A 24,109-nucleotide genomic window follows, 5' to 3' on the forward strand; every position below is an offset into this window, starting at 1 on the left:
GAGATAATGGAGTCGTGGATTTATACTGCACTAAGAAACAAGAAGGTTGACGGCTATTAATTAATGCGATTAACTAAGTTAATTAACTACATTAAATATATGCAATGAATGGTGATCGTACAATCAATTAATGGAATTAACTAATTATAATTAATGTCATTAATTGTTGTCCTAAATCCCGTAACCAAGGGGGAGGGCAGGATTTCTATTACATAGAAAAAGCATCGCAGATCCATTTATAATCGGACCTGCGATGCCCTTAAATATCTGTCACTTGTTTAACTGGAATGATCATTTCTTGATTGGCAAGTTGTAGCTTTCACGGATCAAGGAGAAATAATGATCGGCGCGAACGACTTTGAAATCTGCCCCGAGCTGTTCGGTCAGGGTCAGCGCATCGGATGGAGTCATGCTCCATGCAAGCATACCGAGGGAAACGAACAACGGTGACTTACCATCCCAATTCGCTTTGGCTTCATTGAGCACCTGCAATCCGTCTTGAACGGTGCTGATCCCGCGGATCGTAGACACGGGCAGGCTATCGCCGATAATTTCTACCCCGTATTTGTCTTCATAACTAATAAATAATCCAGGTACGTTATATTCCTCCTCATAAGCTTTTGCTTTATACGGTGACAACGGTACATTCTCGCTATCGACTCGGTTCAGTACATAAGGGATTGTCATTCCTGTCTTTTTCATATACTTCTCGGTTTGCTGCAAAAACGCCCGGAAGCTTGCATCAGGCCATGGACTCGGATAGAAGTATCCGGCACCGGAAGGTCCGGCAATAAGCAGATCGTTCTCCGTTGCCGTGTTTAGATAGTAATTCAATATGGCAGGGGCACCTTCATAGAGCAATGGGCTAGAGGTCCAGTTAATTGGAACCTTGCCTCTGGCCGGATCATCCCACATGACGCGCATGCGATGCTGGTTATATTGGAAGTTGTCGCCTTCCGTAAAGGTGTATGTTACGTAAATTTTGTTCTCAAGCGCCGGCCGAGGAGGCGTTTTCGCCAGTTTAAAATCCGGCTTGGTTCCCGAGAAGACCGTCAGATTGCTGAACCAATCGGCTGCCAGCACATAGACGCCGTAACGGGAGGCAATCTCGACCGAGCTGAACTCGCCTTCCACATCATTGCTAAACCAGCCGAGGTAAGGGGTGCCCGGCTTCACATCGGACATGATTTTCTCGAAGAGCGCTTTTTGCTCAGGTACATTGGAATCGAGCCAGAATACCATCGCTTTATTGGCGACGGCGTAATCTCTTAAATAGCCATAGGGCTCCTGCTGCTCAGCAGAGGGCGGACGGATATTCCCTGCCGAAACCTTATACTGGTTCCACATATCGACTTCAGCGGTCAGTTTCTGAGTTCCCGCAGGAGGAGTGAATTCATACACAAAATAACTGCCGTTATCGGCAAAGCGGTGACCGCCTTGGCCTTCACTGAACTTGGAGTTTTGCCGATCATAGAGATAAGACTCTTCTTCAGGGGTTCCTGCGATGAAGCTTGCTATCTCTTTGCCATCGGCCTTGACCGTAACTTCATGTACTGCGGGTCCCCAACCATCCTGGGTGAAAGCATCATCAAAGCGCAGATAAACCGCTGATTCTCCCAAGAGGGAGGAGAGGTCGAGGTTATAAGTATCACGGTTGCTTGCATCCCGCACCTGCTGCTTCTCTTCCGCAATCGTCACGAACGATTCAGGCATTCCGGAAGGAATACGAATCGCTGTATCCGGATCCAGTCCGATCAGCATCTGATGAGTCGTCTCCTTCCACAGATGCTCATATTGCCAGGTGTAAGCATCAAGCCGGTTATTGAATTTGCCGCGAAGATCGTCTAGGATCTTCAAATTATGCGGGGCTTTGGACAATTGGGCGGCCAGTTCCGGACTGGCAACGACCGCATTCTTCAAACCTGCGAGCGTGGTAGCGACATTAATCGTATCAGGAACTTCCGGATCATATACAATCATGCCTTTAACCTCGCTGCGATAAGAGGAGAACACGTCCCAATAATCTTCATGAAGCGTGTAAGGCACCTTTATATCCGTAAGCCAGGTTAATTTCCCTTCTTCCTGGGATTCAATCAAATAGATTCGGGGCTCTTCCCTGTTAACGATTCCCTGCAAGGTCCCTAACAACAATTTAATGTCACCTGGTGCATCATAAATATCTGCGACATCCAGATGCTTAGGCTTCTTGAAGCTTGGCAGTTCGCGGTTCTTGGAGCCGTTAGGTTGCGCTGACTGTGCATCCGTTCCCGAAGCGTAAGCTGCACCGGTCGTTAATGAAAAAGCACATAGGATAGCTAAACAGAGAATCGTGAATCTACGAGCCATGGCGAATTCACTCCTTGTTATGGTCTATGGTCAGAAATGGAAGCGTGTGTTCATCCGTAAACATCCATCCTCCTTTTGCGGCCAATAGCCGTCAACACTACGCTTATCAACACATATTTAATATATTCAAATATGATTTTACAAGTGGTTCGACAAAACTTCCTATAATTCTTGAAAATCAGGCAATTTAAACGCAGGTATATCAAGGGTTTGACGTAATGGGCTGTTGATCGACTCATGCTTGTTTATTGCACTTGTATGTGTAAGGATATATTATATATTTCAAATATCTTGAATGAATTGGTGATGTGATTAGAATGAGTGCAAACGATCGAATTCCGTTGTATCAGCAAATCCAGGACTATATCCGACACGTCATAGCAGCAGAAAATATGAAGCCAGGTGACCGCATTCCGACAGAGAAGGAGCTGATGGATCAGTTTCATGTCAGTAAAATAACGGTTGCCAATGCCCTAACCGGATTAGCGAATGAGAAATTGATTGCCCGTGTGCCGGGCAAAGGCAGTTTTGTAGCAGAGGAGGCCGACTTCTCATCTGCGGGCCAGTCATCGACAACGTCGCTTAAGGGAAGAGACGGAAAGCTGGCCACGGGCATGATTGGCGTGATTATGCCCACCATCCATGATTATTTCGCGATCAGACTCATTGAGGGAATCCAAGAGGCACTGAATCACGAAGGTTATCGCAGCATGATCATGTTGACCGATGGCAAGCTGGAAAAAGAAAAGGACGCCATCAAAGAGCTGAAGGCTCTCGGAGCCGAAGGCCTGTTGATTTTCCCGGTCGATGAGGAGAACTACAACGAGGAAATACTAGGAATGAAGCTATCCGGTTTTCCTTTTGTCTTAATCGATCGGTATTTACCTGGGGTCGAGACGCATTATATTGCCGCCGATGGAAGGCGGGGCACGCGACTTGCCGTTGAACATCTGTGGGAGCTTGGACACCGGGACATCGCCATATGCTCGGATTCTCCCCTTCAAACCGTCACGGTTCAGGAGCGGATCGAAGGTTACATTGATGCTTTAAAAGACAAAGGCGCATTAATCAATCCGGCGCATATGATTACGGATTTCAAACCGTTGAGCGTGCTCAAGGATGCCGAAGCTCATCCACTGTACCGGTATATCCGAAATCGCATGGTTACCGCCTATATTTCGCTGAACGGGAGATTGGGCGTACAAATCTATCAGATGGCCAAGCAAGCGGGGCTTAACGTGCCGGAAGACGTTTCGATCGTCAGCTTCGACGATCCGACTTCCATCGTGGAGGAATTTAGCATATTTACCCATGTGAAGCAGTTTGAATGGGATATGGGATATCAGGCTGCCGGCAAACTGCTCGAAGTATTGCGCGGTCATGGAGAAGTGAAGAGCTACAGCAAATTGCTGATTGAGCCTGAGCTTGTGATCCGCCAAACGTCGGGACATGTTCCACAAACTTAATATTTACGCTAAGGAAGAGCCTTTTCCGTTAACTAACGGAGAGGGCTTTTTTTAATTCTCCATAAAAACATATTGAATATATTGATATTATATATTATATTCTAGAAAATGATGGCTAACCAAGAAGCGCAAGTACATCTAACCTGAGCAGGGAGGTATAGAAACGTGCCAAGAGATCGCAGAGAAGAGCGAACCGGGTTTCAGGAGTCGGCTCCGTATCATCCCGACTATGATCTTCAGACTGACTTTGTGATGGTCTACGGAATTGACGAAACGATGCCGGAGCGCATTCAGAAATGGAAGGAAAAAGGATATATCGTCCATTTGATGACAGGAGTCGCATGGGGGACATATAACAACTACCTGGATGGGGAGGTTGACGGCTTATCACATTGGGATGAAGCGCAGACCGATCGTCATGGTGAGATGATCCTGCATGGGAAACGACCGGTTATTCCTTACATGGTGCCGACGATTTCCTTTGGCCGCTATTTAGCGGATCGAATACGCGTCGCGGTTGATGCGGGCTTAGAGGCCATCCATCTGGAGGAGCCCGAATTCTGGGTGAATGGCGGATATTCGGAAGCGTTTAAGCGGGAATGGCTTCTGTATTACAAAGAGCCATGGATTCCGCCACACGCTTCACCTGACGCACAATACCGAGCTTCCAAATTGAAAGCGCATTTATATACACGCGTGCTGGACCGGTTATGTGCAGAGATGAAGGATTACGCGCTAACTCGTTCCGGCCGAGTCCTTCGCTTTTACGTTCCGACCCATAGTTTGATCAATTATACGCAGTGGCGAATTGTCAGTCCGCAATCCGGCCTCGTTGAGCTTCCATCCATTGACGGCTACATTGCACAGATCTGGACGGGGACATCAAGGACGCCGAACGTGTATGAAGGGCTGCGCAAGGAACGGACGTTTGAAACCGCTTACCTTGAATATGGCGTGATGCAGGAGCTGGTTCGCGGAACCGACAGACGCATGTGGTTCTTGCATGATCCGATCGAGGATAACCCGAACCACACTTGGGCGGATTACAAACAGAACTACTTAAAGACCGTTGTCGCCTCACTGTTGCATCCCGGAGTTGCCCATTACGAAGTTTCACCCTGGCCGCGAAGAATCTTTCAAGGAACTTATCCATCCGAAGATGGCTCCGGTAAGGAGTCCATCCCGTCTGACTATGCAACGACGCTGCTCCAGGTCATGCACACGCTGGGCAACATGGACCAGGAAGTGATCGAATCGGCAGAAGATGACTTGCAAGTTGGCGTTCTTATTGCCGACTCCGCGATGTTTCAGCGGATGAAGCCGGAACCGGAAGCGCCCGATGCCGGTAAATACGACGGTACGGACCCTGAAGGATTTCAAGCGGAAGGGGACACGGAGCTTCTTGATTTCTCCCCTTTTTACGGTCTGTCGCTGCCGCTGCTGAAACATGGAATCCCGGTTCGCCCGCTTCAGCTGGATAATGTAAGGCGGTATCCGGGTTATTTGGCTCCATACCGCGTGCTGGTTCTGAGCTATGAATTCATCAAACCGGAGTATCCGGACATTCATAATGCTCTTGCCCAGTGGGTGCAGGATGGCGGGGCGTTGATCTATGTTGGCGATGACAGCGACCCGTATCATGGCATTCGTTCATGGTGGAACAATGACCACAAGGATAACCCGTTTGGCCCGAAGTATAACTCGCCGCGGGAGCATCTGTTTGAGCAGCTTGGCCTGAAGGAGAAAGGGGATGGCATCCATCAGGTAGGAAAAGGCGTTGTCTGCTGGTTAGATCAACATCCGACTGAACTCACCCTATCCAAAGCAGGGGCAGACCAGCTGCGGCACGCCGTTCAAGCCACGCTGGAGGCACTTCACGGCACAGAACGACCGTTGAATTCCAAACATTATTTCAAGCTCAAGCGAGGCCCTTATCTGATCGCTTCGGTTCTGGAGGAATCGATTACTGAAGAGCCGTTGAACATCTCAGGCCCGATCGTGAACTTGTTCGATTCGAAGCTATCCATTCTGGATCAGGTTACGTTAAGTCCAGGGCAACAAGCGCTGCTCTATGATGTTGAGGCCGGACGTCCTTCGGACGGCAAGGTATCCGTCATTGCCGCTTCCTCCCGAATCGAGGATCTTGTCCAGACGGAATCAGGCTTCCGATTCATTGCTAGAGGGCCGTCCAATCTGCAGGCAAGCGCGAGATTGTATTGCCCAATAGAGCCGATATCTGTCCAGTACGTTATTCAGGATCAAGCCGTACCTGCTGGATGGGTATGGGATCCGCAGTCGCTAACCGTGCTGCTGCAGTATGAATATGGGGGCGTGAACCATGCAGAGATCCAGGTTGATTGGAAGCCAGCAAAATTCATACCTGTACCTGCAACCGATTGATGCAATAGAGAGGAGCAAATCATCATGCCATACGAACCGATAAGGCCGGAACGGTTAAAACAAATGTTAAACCATCTTCGGGAAGCTATATATGAGCCGGTTGCCGAGTTGGAAGTGACGGCATGGGTTACACCCGAGCCCGTATCGTACATGGATCGAATGACGGGCACGCAAATGACGCTTGTCCATGGCAAGCGATGGGGCAGCCTGTGGGACTGCGCCTGGTTCCGATTTACCGGGAGCCTTCCGGATAATAGCCGTAAGGAAGACGTCGTCCTTTTACTCGACATCAACGGCGAATTATGTCTGGTAGATCCGGAAGGATCTCCGGTCCAGGGATTGACTACCGTGAACTCGGAATTCGATTTCTCATTAGGACTCCCCGGCAAGCGAGTTGTCCGGCTTCAAGACATGTACATGAGCGGATCCGACATTGAAGTATGGGCAGATGCGGGCAATAACGATCTCTTTGGCAAATATCAGGGAGGCACCTTGAAAGAGGCTGTCATCGCGATCTGCCGGGAAGATATTCAAGGCCTCTATTACGATGTCGAAGTGCTTCTGGAAGCTGCCGAGCAGCTCCCTGCCGGAACCGCCCGCAAAGAGAGAATCTATCAGGCGCTCTATGACGTATCACTGCAGTTAACGGATTTCTCGCCGGAACTGGTCAATCAAGCGAAGAAGCAATTGGATAAACAATTAAGCTTGCAGGGTGGCGATCCGGTCTTAACGATCAGCGCGGTGGGTCATGCGCATATCGATCTGGCCTGGTTGTGGCCGATCCGCGAAACGATCCGGAAAGGAGCCAGGACGTTCTCGACCGCGCTTCGCATGATGGAACGCTATCCGGAGTATGTATTCGGCGCAAGCCAGCCCCAGCTATACGACTGGATGAAGCAGCATTATCCCGCGTTATATGAACAGGTCAAGGAGCGGGTACGTGAAGGCAGATGGGAACCGCAGGGGGCCATGTGGGTGGAGTCGGATACCAATGTGCCTGGCGGTGAATCCCTGGTACGTCAGATCCTGTACGGTAAGCGGTATTTTCAGCAGGAATTCGGTTTGGAGATGAAATCGCTCTGGATGCCGGACGTATTCGGTTACTCCGCAAGCCTGCCGCAGCTGCTCAAGAAGTCGGGCGTGGATTACATGATGACCCAGAAGCTCTCCTGGAGCGAGTACAACCGGCACCCTCACCATTCCTTTCTATGGGAAGGAATTGATGGCTCCGCCGTATTAACGCATATGCCGCCTGAAGATACATATAACAGCCCGGCAGCCCCTCGTTCCATCGCCAAAGCGGAGCGGGAATATTTAGATAAAAATGTATCTGGCCATGCTCTGATGCTATTCGGCATTGGAGACGGCGGTGGAGGTCCTGGTGAAGAGCATTTGGAGCGGCTGGCACGCGAGAAGAACCTGCTTGGTCTGTCCCCTGTCATACAGGAGCCCTCGTGGAAGTTCTTTGAGCGATTGAATGAGGAACGTGAGTCGTTCCAGACATGGCGCGGTGAGCTTTATCTGGAAAAGCATCAAGGCACCTTGACCAGTCAGGCGCGAAGCAAGCGGTACAACCGGAAGATGGAGAAAGCGCTGCGCGAGCTGGAGTTTGCTTCCGTGCTGGCTGCCCAGTTAGGCAGGACATACCCGTCCGAGACGCTGGAGACGATCTGGAAGGAAGTCCTGCTGTATCAGTTCCACGACATTCTTCCGGGCTCTTCAATAAAGCGGGTATACGATGAGTCGTTAGTGCGGTATGAAGAGCTGCTATCCCAAACGGAAGCCATGATTGCCGAGACCTATCGCTATTTGGCAGACCACATTTCACACGATGTCGAAGCTTCTCCCGGAACGGTCGTTTTCAATTCGCTGCCTTGGGAACGCCGGGAGTGGCTGCGAGCGAATGGACGATGGCATAACGTGTTTGTTCCATCGATGGGCTACACCGTCATATCAGATGTCGCCGATCCTGGAAGCGAAGATGAAGTTGCATCTGGCATTGAAATGCTTCTAGAAACACCAGAAGCGGAATTAGACATTACAGTTTCAGAACGAACCTTGGAGAACGACAAATTGATCGTGAAATTTGATCAAAACGGAGGCATTCTATCGATCTTGGATAAGACGGAAGCTCGCGAAGTCATTCAGCAAGGCCAAATGGGCAACGATCTTCGCGTGTATCATGACGAAGGAGATGCATGGGATTTCCGTCATGACTATTCCGCCAATCCGGGCAAGCCATTAAACCTCCTTCACATTCAGGAGCTGCGTGACGGCCCGCGAAACGGGCTGGTCTTCGAATACGCTTATGGTGAATCTACGCTGACGCAGACCGTTGTGCTGACGGAGGGCAGCCGGCGCATTGATTTCGAGACGGCCGTCGATTGGAGAGAGAACGGCAAAATGCTAAGAACCTCGTTCCCGGTCAATATACGCACGGAGCAGGTTCATTGCGAAATTCAGTTCGGCAGCTTGAGCAGGCCGACTCACCGCAATACGATGTGGGATTTTGCGAAGGACGAGATTTGTGCTCATCAATGGGTTGACTTATCGGAGCCGGATTATGGGGTTGCACTGCTCAATGATTGCAAATATGGACATCGGGCGATCCATAACGTGCTGGATCTGCATTTGCTCCGCAGCAGCTCTTATCCGGATCCGGATGCGGACCGTGCGGAGCACCGATTCACATATTCGTTATATCCGCATCAAGGGAACCATGTGCAAGCCGGAATCTATCGACGAGGCAATGAGCTGAATATCCCGCTTCGTACGGTTTCCTTGCCTTCCATGCCTAATCAAGAGACAGGAGAGCTACCGTCATCCCAAGCATTTCTGAGACCGGATCATGCGAACATTATGGTGGAATCCGTCAAGAAAGCCGAGGATGGCGACGACCTCATAATTCGTCTGTATGAAACTTCGGGAACACATGCCAACACGACACTCCATTTTGGATTTGAAGTGGTCGAAGCCTGGACTACGGATCTGATGGAAAACATTCTTACAGCACTGCCGATTGACAAAACTTCCAACACAATTGCGCTTTCCTTCACGCCGTTTGAAATCATCACGCTGCGTTTGATATTCCGTTAATATAACCGGGGCGGTCAATCCGCCCCACTGAAAGGAGAGGTGGGAATGTGAGCAAGTCACGATTAACAAACAATCGATTCATGAAACGAATCTGGCAGCACAAGCTCTTTTACTTGTTCATGCTGCCAGGCATCGTCTGGTTTTTTCTATTCTCTTACGTGCCCTTATACGGAATTCAAGTTGCTTTCCGGGACTATACCTTCGTTGGCGGATTCACCGGGAGTCCCTGGGCAGGATTCAAGTACTTTGAACAATTCTTCAATTACTATCAGTCTGGTGACATCATTCGCAACACGGTCATCATCAGTCTCATGAAGCTGCTGATCGGATTTCCGATGCCAATCGTTCTTGCGCTCCTGTTAAATGAAGTGCGGAAGATGAAATTCAAGAAGACGATTCAGACCCTTTCTTATTTACCTTATTTCGTATCCTGGATCGTGGTTGTCACGCTCATGCAGCGTTTACTGACTCCATATGGCGGTCCGGTCAATGACTTGCTGGGGTCATTTGGAGCTGAATCGATTCAGTTTCTGAACAACCCTACCTGGTTCTATCAGATGATTGTCGGGTCTGACATCTGGAAGAATATCGGCTGGAATTCGATTATCTTCATGGCTGCCATTGCGGGTATCGATCAGCAGCTTTACGAAGCTGCCAAGATAGATGGCGCAGGACGTTTCAAGCAGATGTGGCATGTGACACTTCCAGGTATCCGCAATGTCGCCATCATCTTATTTATTCTCGCCGTGGGGAATCTGATGAGCGCCGGGTATGAACAGCTGCTTCTCCTGAATGGACCTGCAACTGCCAGCATGGGCAGCGTACTGGACGTGCATGCCATCAATTCCGGTATCCGGGAAGGGCGTCTCAGTTACGCCGCTGCGGTCGGACTATTCCAAAGCATCATCGGGCTCATCCTGGTTCTGACCGTTAATCGCATCGCCCGCAAAGTCAGTGATGTATCCCTGTTCTAAGGAGGTGACGTTATGAAACGTAAATGGTCTTTATTCTCGGTGTTCAATTACACCGTTCTCGCTATCATCGGATTTTCCATGATCTATCCGTTTATTTACATTTTGGCGTATTCCCTTAACGACGGGAAGGATTCGATGATGGGGGCGATTTATTTTTTGCCCCGTAAATTCACGCTGGAGAACTACGCGCAGGTATTCGATAATGCCCGCATCTGGAAGGCGTACCAAATTACGCTCATGCGCACCGTGCTGGGGACATTCCTTCATGTTGTGCTGAGTACGCTCATGGCCTATGCACTTTCCAAAAAGACATTGCCGGGCCGCTCTTTTTTCACCTTTTACATCTTTTTGCCGACGATTTTCAGTGCCGGGTTCATTCCGTTCTTCATCACGCTGCAAAAACTGCATCTGATCAACAGCTTCTGGGTGTACGTTCTGCCGATGCTGTTCAATTTCATGCACATCGTCATTATCCGTACCTTCCTGCAAGGCATACCCGAAGAACTGGAAGAGTCTGCCCGTATTGACGGGTACGGCGATTTTCAAATCTTCGTGCGGATCATACTGCCGCTTTCGGGCCCGGTGCTGGCCACCATCTCCTTGTTCATCGGGGTTGCCCATTGGAATGACTGGTTCTCGGGTGCTTACTACGTATCCAACAAAGACTTGATCCCGGTGCAGACCCTCTTGCAAGAAATGCTGACGGAAGCTGAAGCACTGTCGAATTCGATGCAGCGAGCCGCGCAGCAGGGCGGGCAGACGATTGGCGGAACCAGCGGCGCCGGTGCTACTCCGGAATCACTCCGGATGGCCTTGCTTGTCATTACGGTCTTTCCGATCTTGTGCATTTATCCGTTCTTACAACGATATTTCGTAAAGGGGGTTATGATCGGTTCGGTTAAAGGTTAGGTCATCCTGACCGAATTTGTCTAAAGCTTTACCAAGATCATTGATACCCATATTCCAGGAGGCGATAGGTTTGAAGAGGATTTGGTCGAAAGGCGTATCCGCATTGCTCGTGTCCATCATGGTTGGAGGTTTGCTGATCAGCTGCACGAATTCATCAGGGAACGGAGATAACGGAGAAGGTGCAGAAGGAGAGAATTCATACAAGTTAAAAATTTTACACAATTGGAATGGTTCAAACGGTTCCGATGCCATAACGCCCGTGGAGGAAGTCATCAAGGAGAAAACCGGCGTTACTCTCGAATGGGAATATACAAAAGGCAGTGAGACGGAGAAGGTCAACCAGATCTTCGCCACGCAGGATTTGCCGGATATTTATACGGGGCCAGCCTGGGGCGGAGAATTGGATGGCATCATTAAGGCTGCCAAAGAGGGACAATTGGTGGATATATCGGACAAGCTGAAGGATTATCCGAACCTGTCCAAATCCATCGCGGAAGAAAATGTGCCGCCAGCATTATATGAGAAAGCGATTGACGCTTACGATGGCAAAAAGTATTTGCTGCTGCAAAATCAGCCGGCCACGAACGAAGATGGCATGGATTGGCTCTATGGCTTCTACGTGCGCAAAGATATCGCCGAGAAAGTTGGCGTCGATCCGCAATCCGTTGTCACGAAGGACGATTTCTATAACTTCCTCAAAAAAATCAAGGATGCCAATCTACAGGAGAACGGCCAGCCGGTCTTTCCGCTGGGCGGTTTCAGTAACGGCTGGGCTGTTGGCATCGGCAACACCATGTTCTACTCGGGTGCAAGCTATGTAGACAAAGGCGATGGAACCGTTGAACGTGACTTTTTTACCAAAGGCTATGAAGAATACACCCTGTTCTATCGGAAACTGGTTGAAGAAGGGCTGCTGGACCCGGAAGCCTTTACCCAGACGGACCCGATCGCCAAGGAAAAAATCAACCAAGGCCGCATCGCGATCCTCGCCGCACACTATCCGGCCATTCTGGATGCCTCCAAGGATTATGTCACTTCGCATCCTGGAAGCGAGTACATTCCTCTAGGCCCATTGGAGCGCGCTGACGTCGAGCCGGACAGGCCGGTTGATCTCGGAATTCAAGGCAACAACGTGACGGCGATCACGAAGAACTGTAAAGGCGCTTGCGTTGACGCAGCGCTGAAGTTCCTTGACTTCATGGCCTCGGACGAAGGCTTCATGCTGGCCAGATATGGAGTTCAGGGCGTTCACTGGGACATGAAGGACGGCAAGCCGGTTGCCAACCAGGAATGGTTTGACAAATTCAGCACGGACACCAACATGAAGCTGCGCAAGAACGAAGGCATCAGCATCGGTCTGGAATCACTGACGGGCCTTGACCGCATCAATTCGGTAGCTGGCGGAGACATCTGGGCCGAACAGGAACGACTTGACGCCATGGAGAATGCCCGCAAAATCCTCCGACCAAATGGTATCCACGTGATTACCGCCTATAACCCGGGCGATGTTATCACGAAGGCGCCGGAATGGGAAATGCTGAAGCCATCGATGGATCGAATGGGGGATGCGTGGAAGGAAGCGGTATTCGCCAAATCGGATGAAGCTGCGATGAGCATCATTAACGAACTACGAGAACAGCTCAGCAAGACCGGATATGAGAAAGCGATGCAGTTCACGAACGAAAATCTGAAGGGGAAAGACGTGGTAACCGTTCAGATGCCGAACTGATGACTTCCATCATCAAGGGAGCCCGGTAATACGAAAGGCTTCGCAGCACCTTGGCAATCAAGGGGGCGGAGCCTTTTATGCTCTCCTTGCTTTTGTTTCCAAATCACAAGGAAAACTAATCATCTTGAAGAATAAACAAAACATGAAGGAGTTGAAGTTAGATGACAACGAAATTCAGACCTCCATCCGTTCCGCTGGTGACCGTAGATCCTTATTTCAGCGTATGGTCGGCTGCGGATCATCTCTACGATGATCATACCCGACATTGGACGAACAAGATCCAAGGCATGGTCGGCCTTGCGATCATCGATGGCATGCCTAGACGATTTATGGGGAAGGTAGCAACAGCGGATTCAACAGACCGTCCCGAGCTCGAAATTCTTCAACAAACCGATCTGACGGTTGAGCCAGTAACCACCCGTTATACGTTTCAAGGGGAAGGGATTGAGCTTCAAGTTAAGTTCACCACGCCTTTATTACTGGATGATCTTGATCTGTTATCCCGGCCTGTAACCTATGTGACTGTTCAGGTTCGTTCGATGGATGGGCGTGAACATCATGTTAAGATCTACATCGATGTCACAGGCGAATGGTGCGTGCATACACCGGAACAGCAAGTGACCTGGGAGCATCGCGTAATCGATGGACAATTGAATTTGATGTCGATGGGGACTGTCGAACAGCCCATCCTGCAGCGTGCCGGAGATGATACCCGAATCGATTGGGGGTATATGGTTTTGGCGGTTCCCCGTACGGAACGGATCCAGACGGTGATTCATTCTGTAACGAGCCGGGAGTCGTATGTCGGATCCGGTCTGTTACCGTCCGAAGACGATCCGCAGAAGCCGAGGGCCGTATCCAATCATACTGCTGTTATGGCAGCCGAAATCGATCTAGGCCCGGTGCGAGAAGAATGGGTATCCGAGTATCTGATGCTTGCGTATGACGATATTCATGCCATCGAATATTTTAACCAGCCGCTGGATGCTTATTGGAAACGAAACGGAATGACGTTCCATGACATGCTGTTACAGTCCGCCGCCCGATATGAAGATATCATGCAGTTATGCGAGAGCTTCAATCGCGAGCTTATGGCGGAGAGCCTTGCCGCAGGCGGCGAACAATACCGGGATATCTTGGCATTGACGTATCGACAGGCGATAGCCGCGCATAAATTAGTTGTAGATGAAGCGGGGAATGTGTTGTTTTTTTCCAAGGAGAATTTCAGTAACGGATGCATCGCTACGGTCGATGTCAGTTACCCGTCGATTCCGTTGTTCTTAAGACACAATCCTGAACTGGTCAAGGGTATGATGCGCCCGATTTATAAGTATGCCATGAGCCCTGATTGGCCGTTCGATTTTGCGCCTCATGACGTGGGAACGTACCCCAAAGCTAACGGTCAGGTGTATGGCGAGAATAAGCTGGAATACCAGATGCCGATTGAGGAATGCGGGAATATGCTCCTATTGGCTGCCGCGGTGTGCAAGTATGAAGGGAATACGGATTTTGCCCGGGAGCACTGGGAGCCTCTTACCGCATGGGCGGGGTATTTACAGCAGCATGGACTCGATCCGGAAAATCAGCTGTGCACGGATGATTTTGCCGGACATTTGGCGCATAATGCGAATTTGTCCATTAAAGCGATCCTGGGCATTGCCGCGTATTCGTACATGTGTAACCAGCTGGGCTTGCAGGAAGGAGCCTCTTATTTTGCAGCCGCACGAAATATGGCGAATGAGTGGATGTCCATGGCCAATGCAGGAGACCATTATAAACTTACGTTTGACAGTGCCAACGATACCTGGAGCATGAAATACAATCTGGTGTGGGATCGCCTGCTGGAATTAAATCTGTTTCCAAAAGAAGTTACAGCCCTAGAGCTGGAATATTATAAGCAGAAACAGAATCGTTACGGCCTTCCGCTGGATAGCCGCGATACGTATACAAAAGCAGATTGGCTGGTATGGTGCGCCTCAATGAGTGCTACACAATCCCAGTTTGAAGCCATGATTGCACCCTTATGGGATTTCATGAATGAAACCTCCGCTCGCGTTCCGGTGACCGATTGGTATGACACGATTAGCGGCAAGCAGATGAATTTCCAGAACCGCTCCGTAGTCGGTGGATTTTTCATCCAATTGCTTATGTTCCGACCTGAATTAAATTCGTGATAAGACAGGTGATGCATTGTGAATAACGTCAATGTTCAGGAAGAAGTCGTCCATAAGGATCTAGCACAGCTGAAGCAACAATTCGAGAATCCGGATGCCACATATCGCCCGCAGCCGTTCTGGTTCCTGAATTATGAGCTCACGAAGCCGGAGCTGGAAAGCCAGATACAATCGATGTATGAAGCGGGTGTCGGCGGTGTTGTTCTGCATGCGCGCCATGGGATGCAGACCACGTATCTGTCGCCGGCTTTTATGGAAGCGTTGGAGTTCTGTACCCTGGAGTGCGAGAAACGAAATATGGTCGTCTGGCTGTACGATGAGGACAATTGGCCAAGCGGAACGCTGGGCGGCAAGCTGACCAGTCAGCATCCGGAATATCGCATGCGATACTTAAGGGTTGAAGAGAAAAGATATATACATGACGGACGGCAAGAAGGATTGAAGCTGGACTTTGCACGTTATGATCACAATGAGCTTATTGCCATTCTGGCTTATCGCGCTGTCCAGCAAGACGGGGAATGGCTGCTCTGTGATGAACCCGAGGATCTCACGGATGCATGGGGAGAAGATTGGTCACCGACTACGGATGATTCTTATATCGTGCTGGCCTGCTGGTCCTGCGAGATCGCGGAAGGCATCACGTTTGCCAAAGGGTACTACTTGGATACGTTGAATCCGGATGCCGTCCAGGCATTCATCCGGATGTCCTATGAGCCGTTTCAGTCCTTGCAGAAATACTTTGGTGCAACGATTCAAGGGGTATTTACTGACGAACCCGGGCTTATGATCCATGACGGTTTCTTCGGGGTGGAGGCGATCCGCACGACCGTTCACGATGTAGACGCTACCCTGCCGGGCATGGTCTTCGCTTGGACAGAAGGGATGGCGGAGCGATATCAGCAAGAGAATGGGTATGATCTCATCCCGCGGTTAGGCGCATTATTATATAACATGGCAGACGGCAGCCGGTCAACGAAACAGCAATATTATGATACGATTACGCGCTGGTATGTTGAGGGCTATCACCATGCGATTCGTACATGGTGTGAGCGGCATGGACTGCTGTACATCGGTCATACGCTCGAAGAGCCGGTCTGGGGACAGGCGAGATCGCAAGGCAATCAGACCCGGGTGCTGCAGCAGTTTCACTACGCAGGCGTGGATTATTTAACGCCCGGCATCGGTACGAAGGAGAATCCGAATCGGATTGTGTCGGTGAAGACAGCAGCTTCTGTCGCGCAGTTGAACAGCAAGGCACGGGTGATCTGCGAATCGTTTGGCGCAAGCGGTCACGGCTATTCCATGCGTCAACGGCGACTGGATGCAAATTTCATGGCATTCCTGGGCGTTAACCTGTTCATCCCGCATGCGTTCTATTACTCGTTTGCCGGGTATCGGAAGACCGATTTCCCGCCGACGGAATTCAAACACGCGCCTCATTGGCCGCATTATCGTGCTTTTGCCGATTATCTCGGACGCCTGAGTCTGCTCGGCGCGAGCGGTAAACGTACACCGGAGGTTCTTCTGCTGTCACCTATCCATACGGTATACGAAAATATGTTCGTATCCGGTCAATCGAATAAACATCCCGCTTCCGATGCTCTGTTCTCGCTTCTGTCGGATCGTATGCTTCGCAGCTCCATTGATTACGACTATGTAGACGAATGTCAGCTTCGCGAAGCCACCCTTATTGATAGGGAAGGGGTGCGATTTAACGAGGATGGGAACATATATTCGGTTTTGGTGGTGCCCGGGATTGAAGTCATGTCGAAGGACATTGCCGCACTTCTTGTTGCCTATGTTAAGCAAGGGGGTACTCTCGTTGCTGTAGGAGCGATACCGCGACATAGCGAGTCCTTGCATCATGATCCGGAATTGGCGAAGCATGTCCATGCGCTATTTGGTTCGACTCCGCAGCATAATGAATTACGATCCATTGGCAAGGGGGATAGTCTGTTTTATTGCCTAGAGAATACGCCAGTTCATGATCCATTGGATTCGTTGTGTGAACGTATAAGCGGGTTATTAAGGAAAACCCCTGTTTTACGATGGAAGTTGATCGAAGGACAACATGAGGATTTGATTAGTGTAGAACGTATGTTCGGATATCGGGTATATGTGTGGCTGATGAACTGGTCGGAGAAGCCCGTTTCCATGAAGCTTGAAGCAAGAGAGGCAAAGCACCGAATCGAAGAATGGGACTTGGAAAGCGGGAACATACGCCGGTTAGCCAGCGATTCCGTTCTTACCTATGCACCTGGAGAGCTGCGAGTTCTTTCGGTTGTATCTGAAGAGAGCCTAATCGGCTCAACAGAACAAATGTTCGAAATGGAGCGGGATTCCAAGGATGTCATCGTTCTTGAAGATCTGTGGCGTTTCCAGACGCTTGAACCCAACGTTTTATTACTGGACCAATGGCAGGTTACGCTCAATGACAGAAAGTCCAGGATGAACGCAACGATGCCTGGGCAAGTGAACACGTATCGTACAACGTTTACCTTGACCCAGGAATTGATCGAACATTTGCAATTACCGAGTTATCGAGTTCATTCAGATCCATCGGAGATCGACGAATCCCATAAGATGTTGTTGATTCTGGACGATGTGGAGCAGAAAATCCCATCCCATATCGGCTTCCTGCAGCGCAGGCGCAATCTTGAAATCTTCGTGAATGGCGTAAGACAGAATGCGCTGCAGCCCTCTAATTGGCAGGATCAACACTATAGTAGCGTGGATATCACACCCCATCTATTGGCAGGCGAGAACGAACTTGAAATTCTGACAGTTTCATTGCTGGAACCGATGCCGGCGATTTCATTCCCTGCATTTTTGATTGGACCCTTCGTTATAGAAAATCGGATGTGGCTAAACGAGAGTCCGGAACATATGTTTGGTTCTTGGACTTCTGCCGGCTATCCTTATTATGCGGGAGCGGGAGAATACTCGCAGCAAGTGGATCTGACCCAAGTTAGCTTGGCTCCAGATGAGGAATTATGGCTCGAAGCTGAAGATATTAGGGAGACAGCTTCTTTATATGTGAATGATATGCAGGCAGGAATCCGGTTGTGGCCGCCTTATCACTGGAACATCACGCCATATGTTGAACAGGGGAATAATCAGATTACCATCCGTGCAGCCAATACGCTGGAGAATTTATATGGTAAGTCTGCTTTACCTTCAGGGGTGAATGGAAGGGTAAAGTTGGTTCGTCGAACTTTATCTAAAAGAATGTAATTTATACGATACCTACGAAAATGACTACTTCCGAGTTCAGGTTGTGGTCATTCTTTTATTATAGTTTACATAATATATAATATGTAATCTCAATTCGCAGGATTTGTGTATTCCGAGTTTCAAAGGTGGTAATTTTTTCATAGAAACATACAGGATCGTAAGCTCCATTCTTACACAATCAACGATTTACGATAACATTCTCCTAATCATGAAGGCTTACACTTAAGAAGTTTTACGAACCATATCAATTCGGAGGTGCCATGAAGTGCAGCTAAAGAAGAAAACCATCATGGTTTTGGCGCTCAGCTTGTCCATTCTTTCGCAAGGTATGATAGTTCATGCCAATGAAGATGGAGCTAGGTTTAAGCCGGAAGGAAACGGCAAATGGATGACAGGAGAGTATCACGCGCATACGTATCAATCCGATGATGCCAGTCAATCCTTACAGGAATTGCTGGATAACGGTTTCCAAAAGTATGGTCTGGATTGGATCGCGGTCTCTGACCATCTTAGAGTTTCTAAACGGGACGATGAGGGAAATCCCCTTGCCGGCGGATCTATTCCGTTCTCCAAAGGAATGGCTCAGTACCAGATTCCCAAGATCCAGCAGCTTCAGGAAGCAGGGAAATACAAGAACAACATTATCTTCTCAGGTTTTGAGTGGGACATGCCTACATACGAACATGTGGGAATTGGCATTATAGCAGGCAAATTCGGTTCAGAATCGAGCCTGAAGGCAGCTCGTCAGTTCGAGTATCTGTTCACCGATCGCGATGAAGCGATGTTCGATCCCAAAGACGTCGCCGATTGGAACAAACAAGACAGCCGGGCCTATACTACGCCTGAAGATGCCCGAACAGCGCTGGCTTGGCTCCAGGATAAGTACGGAAACAGCAGTTACGCATTGCTCAACCATCCTTCTAGAAAAACGGTGTACACAATAGCGGATATACGGGATTTCAATAATATTGCGCCGAATGTCGTATTCGGAATGGAAGGCATGCCCGGGAATCAGATGGAACCGGATCGCGGTGGACTTAACTTAACCACGCCGGAAAACAGAACCTACGGCGGCGCTGATTTCATGATTGCCAAGGTCGGCGGCGTATGGGATGCGCTGCTTGGCGAAGGACGCGAATTTTGGAACTTTGCGAACTCGGATTCTCATTTTGAGATTAGTGAAAACCGTTTATACTCCAGTGGATATTGGCCGGGACAATATGCCAAAAACTACACTTGGGTGAATGGAAAAGATATGCAAAGCGTATTGGACGGGATGCGTTCGGGTAAATCGTTCTCCGTCTACGGCGATTTGATTAACGCGCTGGATTATCGCGTTCGTCACGGGAACAAGCAGGCCGAGATGGGGAGTAACCTGCAAGTGAAAAAAGGGAACCCGATCGAAATTACGATCCGATTCAAAAGCCCAAATAAAAACAACAACGGTGATTCTGTAACCGTAGATCATGTCGATTTGATCTCAGGCGACGTAACGGGTAAAGCGCAACCAGGTACGGCGGCTTACAGCAAAAGCACCAACGATTCGACCAAAGTGGTGAAACGGTTTACGAGCAAGGATTGGAAAACCGATCGGGATGGATACAACGTCATAACATATCGAACGAAAGCGACGAAGGATCAATATTTCCGATTAAGAGGGACTAATCTTAGCGTAAATGTTGCGGGAGAAACCAGCAATGGCGACCCGCTCATAGATCCAAAAACAGACATTGAAGACAACGAACAGCGGTTTGCGGAAATAAACAAGCGGAATTATAGTGACCTGTGGTTTTATTCTAATCCGATCTTTGTCAGCGTTGACGACAAGCCGGTTAGAGAACCTAACAAACAGGGGAAGCATCAGTAGGATGCGACTCGCACTCTATTCAGAAGACTGCCGATTGTTCGGCAGTCTTTGTTTTTTTCATATGTAGTATAATGATGCATGCACGTCATATAGCTGATCACATGGATTGTAATTTTGCTGCATATCCTATCATTTTATTGTGCAAATTGAACGAGGGGTATAGTCTGTTAAGGAGAGGAGAGATGATATGTTTACGATCGGTGAAATATCCAAGCTGTTTCAGATCGATATCCGCACCCTCCGGTATTATGACGATATTGATTTATTTAAACCGGCATCCGTGGATCATCTGACTAGTTACCGTTATTATTCGGTCGATCAATTCGAGCAGCTGAACACCATTCTGTACCTCAAGGCGCTTGGCATTCCTTTAAAAGACATTAAGCTTTTTCTGGATGACCGGGAGATTGAACATATACTAACCCTGCTCAAGGAGCAGCAGCGCAGAACCGAGGAGAAAATTGAGGAATATCAAAGAATCCAGGCGAAGATCAAAAGTCGAATTGATCAGATCGAAGATGCCTCGAATAAGGAAGAGCTCTACAAAATTCGGGAAGTGGAGCTTCCCGAGAGAGTGATGGTTTTGCTGAAACAGAAAATACATAAAAGCGACAATCTGGATATGCCGATCCGCTTATTGGAGAATAGCACGAAGATGAAGTCCACCATTTTCCTGGGCAAAGTAGGATTATCGATCTCGATCGATCGTTTAATGCAAGGCAAATTTGATGAATACGACTCCATTTTTGTCATTGTGGAGCAGGAAAGTGAGCACAGCAGCTCCGAAGTCGAAGAGAAGATATGGCCAAAAGGCACCTATACTTCGATTCGGTTTGCCGGGACACACGAAGATGCAGCGCCATATTATAGAAAGCTCCTGGATTATATCGAGGAAAAAGGTTACACCCTGATCGAAGATGCATTAGAGATTACGTACATTGACTATGGGCTTACCGGTGATCCCTCTCAATTCGTAACCGAAATTCAAATGCTTGCTAAATAAACGATTGACCCTCCAGCAGCTGGAGGGTTTATTCTTTGTATCAAAACATATTAGTAGGAGAGAACGACTGTGATAGGAACCATTGTAAACGTAACAACCATTGTTGTAGGCAGCACGATTGGAAATGTATTTAAAAAGGGGATGAGCGAAGCCTATCAGGACATCCTGATGCAGGCGATGGGTTTGGCCGTCATGGCACTTGGTGTGCATTCGATCGTGAAGTATATGCCGGAGAGCCATTATCCCGTCTTATTCATCGTAAGTCTTGCCATAGGCGGGCTGATCGGGGAGAAACTGAATCTGGAGCAGGGATTTAAAAAAGCGGTCTCGAGGTTTACCAAGGGAAATTTGGCTGAAGGACTAACTACGGCCATTCTGTTGTTCTGTATTGGAACACTTTCTATTATCGGACCGATCGAGAGTGCTTTGAACAATAATCATACCTATCTGTTCACCAATGCCATCCTGGATGGCGTGACGTCGATCGTACTGGCTTCAACCTTTGGCATAGGTATCGTTCTATCAGCCGTGGCCACATTTTGTTGGCAAGGGTTATTGTACGTTATGGCCGGTGCAGCCTCTAGCTTTATCACGACGGAGCTGTTAACCGAAATATCCATTATTGGCGCCATTTTAATTTTTGCTTCAGGCTTAAACATTTTGGGCATTCGGAACTTCAAAACCATGAATCTTACGCCAGCGCTGTTGGTCCCAGTCGTATTCATTACGGTTAAAAATCTGCTCGGCTTTTAACATGAAGCAGGGATTCATACGAACATATCTGCATACAAGGATAACCCGCCAGCTGTAGGCGGGTTTTTTGCTGTTATTCTATACCTTGCACGTTGAATGAGCCATTGTTTACCTTGGTGCATAAGTTTTGTGACAATTTCAATAATATAGGAGACCGACAGCATCTAGGAATTGGACTAGGTGGATAGAAAGAAGGAGGCTTCATCGTTATGAATATAGCTGAAGATAAACTGCTGGTCGCAGCGCTAGGCGGCGTTAATGAAATTGGAAAAAACATGTACTTCATTCAGTACGATCAAGATATCGTGGTCATTGATTGCGGCTCCAAATTTCCTGACGAAAACCTGCCCGGCATCGATTTGATTGTGCCTGACTTCACCTATTTGCTGGACCATGCAGATAAAGTCAGAGCTCTTATTGTCACCCATGGACATGAGGACCATATCGGAGGGATACCCTATTTACTGAAGCAACTCCCGATTCCTGTGTATGGGACGAAACTCACGATTGAGCTGATTAAAATCAAGCTGAAAGAGCATCGCATTCTGCGTGATTCCGAGCTTCACACGATCGATGCAAATTCCACCATTGAAGCGGGCGCCATCCATGCCTCTTTTTTCTCGACCAGCCACAGCATTCCGGACTGCGTGGGTATTGTCTTTCAGACCCCGGAAGGCAATGTTGTTCATACGGGGGATTTTAAATTTGACATGTCTCCTGTAAAAGGGCCTTATCCGGATCTGCATCGAATGGCTGATATCGGCAAGCAGGGGGTTAAGGTGTTATTGTCCGAAAGCACAAACGCCGAGAGACCGGGATTTACGCCTTCGGAACGTCTGGTTGGTGGACATATCCTGGAAGCATTCGCCCAAGCAAAACAGCAGGTATTCATCTCTACGTTTGCTTCCAACGTGAACCGCGTTCAACAGATCATCGATGCTGCCGCTGAAACAGGGCGAAAACTGATTCTGCTCGGCCGCAGCATGGTCAATGTCGTTACCGTTTCCAAGGAGCATGGCTATTTAAACATCCCCGATGACTTACTGATTGATGCAGGCGACAGCGAGCGGTATCCACCGGACAAAATCGCCGTGTTATGCACGGGGAGTCAAGGCGAGCCTATGGCAGCATTATCTCGATTAGCTAACTCGAAGCATCCCCATATCGAGATTTTGCCTGGCGATACCGTCATCATTGCTGCAGGAGCCATACCCGGAAATGAACGGAACCTTGCTCATGTGATCGATAATTTGTATGTGCTGGGTGCCCAGGTCATCTATGGGTCCGGTTCAGCTTCAGGGATGCACGTATCTGGGCATGGCAGCCAAGAAGAATTGAAATTAATGCTCACCTTGATGAAACCGGACTATTTGATTCCGGTTCATGGTGAATTCCGAATGCTGTATCAGCATCGTCAGCTGGCGGACTCCGTGGGGATCCCCAATGAAAATGTATTCATTATTCAGAATGGTGATACGATACAAATCCAGCAGGGTATGGCATCCTTGGGTTCAAAAATCCCTTCAGGCAACAGCCTGGTTGACGGATTGATGATCGGAAACGTAGGCAATATCGTTTTGCGGGACCGCAGGCAGCTATCCTCCGACGGGATGCTCATTATCGTAACCACGCTCAGCAAAACGGAGAAGCAGATGGTGGCCAAACCCGAGCTCATATCCAGAGGTTTCATCTTCGTGAAAGATTCCGAGGAATTCATGAATCAAATCCACGATATCGTCATGTCTTCCATGAAGGATTTAACGGAAACCGGGTCCACCCAATGGAATCTGATCAAGCAGACCTTGAAAGATCATGTCGGCAAATTCATATACAGCGAGACAAAGAGAAGGCCGATGATTCTGCCAATCATTATCGAAGTATAAGCCTTTCGAAAATATTAAAAGCACAGCCTAAATAATAGGTTGTGCTTTTTTTCAGTACAGGTTCTAAACGGCTCAGGATTTTCGAAGCATGGTTCGATCTAGGCATACACCCGGATGTGGGCAGCTGCATACACTACCGATAAGCAATCGCAGAAAATGTTGTTCTTCCATTCACGTCTGTGAAAAAAAGAATAACACATAATCCGGATTCGTCCACATAACCATTTACAGAATGGACATGAACGTCTTGTCCGATTACCGGAATGGGTCCGGTT

General features: G+C 48.8%; 13 protein-coding genes. 12 read left to right on the plus strand and 1 reads right to left on the minus strand.

All coding sequences use genetic code 11. The features are described 5' to 3' along the window. Positions 1 to 291: 291 nt before the first annotated feature. Positions 292 to 2,346 (minus strand): GxGYxYP domain-containing protein, encoded by a 2,055-nt coding sequence (locus CRG97_RS15550; RefSeq protein ID WP_098744558.1) that lies wholly within the window; start codon positions 2,344 to 2,346, stop codon positions 292 to 294. Positions 2,347 to 2,663: 317 nt separating this feature from the next. Here CRG97_RS15550 and CRG97_RS15555 point away from each other — a divergent pair, with 317 nt between their 5' ends. From CRG97_RS15555 to CRG97_RS15610, 12 genes are all read left to right on the plus strand, one after another. After that, positions 2,664 to 3,812, plus strand: a complete 1,149-nt coding sequence (locus CRG97_RS15555) for a GntR family transcriptional regulator (RefSeq protein WP_098744561.1) — start codon at positions 2,664 to 2,666, stop codon at positions 3,810 to 3,812. 165 nt (positions 3,813 to 3,977) lie between these two features. Further along, a complete protein-coding gene (locus CRG97_RS15560; protein ID WP_098744563.1) occupies positions 3,978 to 6,212 on the plus strand; it encodes a hypothetical protein in 2,235 nt (744 codons plus the stop codon). A 24-nt stretch (positions 6,213 to 6,236) separates the two neighbouring features. Beyond that, entirely contained in the window at positions 6,237 to 9,308 is a 3,072-nt protein-coding gene (locus CRG97_RS15565; RefSeq protein WP_098744566.1) for an alpha-mannosidase, read from the plus strand. Positions 9,309 to 9,355: 47 nt separating this feature from the next. Continuing rightward, entirely contained in the window at positions 9,356 to 10,282 is a 927-nt protein-coding gene (locus CRG97_RS15570) for an ABC transporter permease (protein WP_098744568.1), read from the plus strand. 12 nt (positions 10,283 to 10,294) lie between these two features. Next, positions 10,295 to 11,191 carry a carbohydrate ABC transporter permease gene (locus tag CRG97_RS15575; RefSeq protein ID WP_098744571.1) on the plus strand — a complete coding sequence of 299 codons (897 nt, stop codon included), beginning with the start codon at positions 10,295 to 10,297 and terminating at the stop codon, positions 11,189 to 11,191. Positions 11,192 to 11,261: 70 nt separating this feature from the next. Next, entirely contained in the window at positions 11,262 to 12,920 is a 1,659-nt protein-coding gene (locus tag CRG97_RS15580) for an extracellular solute-binding protein (protein WP_098744573.1), read from the plus strand. A 161-nt stretch (positions 12,921 to 13,081) separates the two neighbouring features. After that, positions 13,082 to 15,094, plus strand: a complete 2,013-nt coding sequence (locus tag CRG97_RS15585; protein WP_098744576.1) for a glutaminase family protein — start codon at positions 13,082 to 13,084, stop codon at positions 15,092 to 15,094. An 18-nt stretch (positions 15,095 to 15,112) separates the two neighbouring features. Beyond that, on the plus strand, positions 15,113 to 18,328 hold the full coding sequence (locus tag CRG97_RS15590; RefSeq protein ID WP_098744579.1) for a glycosyl hydrolase: 3,216 nt from the start codon (positions 15,113 to 15,115) through the stop codon (positions 18,326 to 18,328). A gap of 265 nt (positions 18,329 to 18,593) precedes the next feature. Beyond that, entirely contained in the window at positions 18,594 to 20,195 is a 1,602-nt protein-coding gene (locus tag CRG97_RS15595; RefSeq protein ID WP_098744582.1) for a CehA/McbA family metallohydrolase domain-containing protein, read from the plus strand. A 187-nt stretch (positions 20,196 to 20,382) separates the two neighbouring features. Beyond that, on the plus strand, positions 20,383 to 21,198 hold the full coding sequence (locus tag CRG97_RS15600; RefSeq protein ID WP_098744585.1) for a MerR family transcriptional regulator: 816 nt from the start codon (positions 20,383 to 20,385) through the stop codon (positions 21,196 to 21,198). A gap of 69 nt (positions 21,199 to 21,267) precedes the next feature. Then, the gene (locus CRG97_RS15605) at positions 21,268 to 21,951 is read left to right on the plus strand and encodes a DUF554 domain-containing protein (protein WP_076323459.1); all 684 of its coding nucleotides are present in this window, start codon (positions 21,268 to 21,270) and stop codon (positions 21,949 to 21,951) included. A 209-nt stretch (positions 21,952 to 22,160) separates the two neighbouring features. Continuing rightward, complete coding sequence (locus tag CRG97_RS15610) at positions 22,161 to 23,834, plus strand: ribonuclease J (RefSeq protein WP_098744587.1); 1,674 nt, start codon at positions 22,161 to 22,163, stop codon at positions 23,832 to 23,834. Positions 23,835 to 24,109 lie beyond the last annotated feature (275 nt).

The organism is Paenibacillus sp. EZ-K15, assembly GCF_002573715.1.
Lineage (GTDB): Bacteria > Bacillota > Bacilli > Paenibacillales > Paenibacillaceae > Paenibacillus_AQ.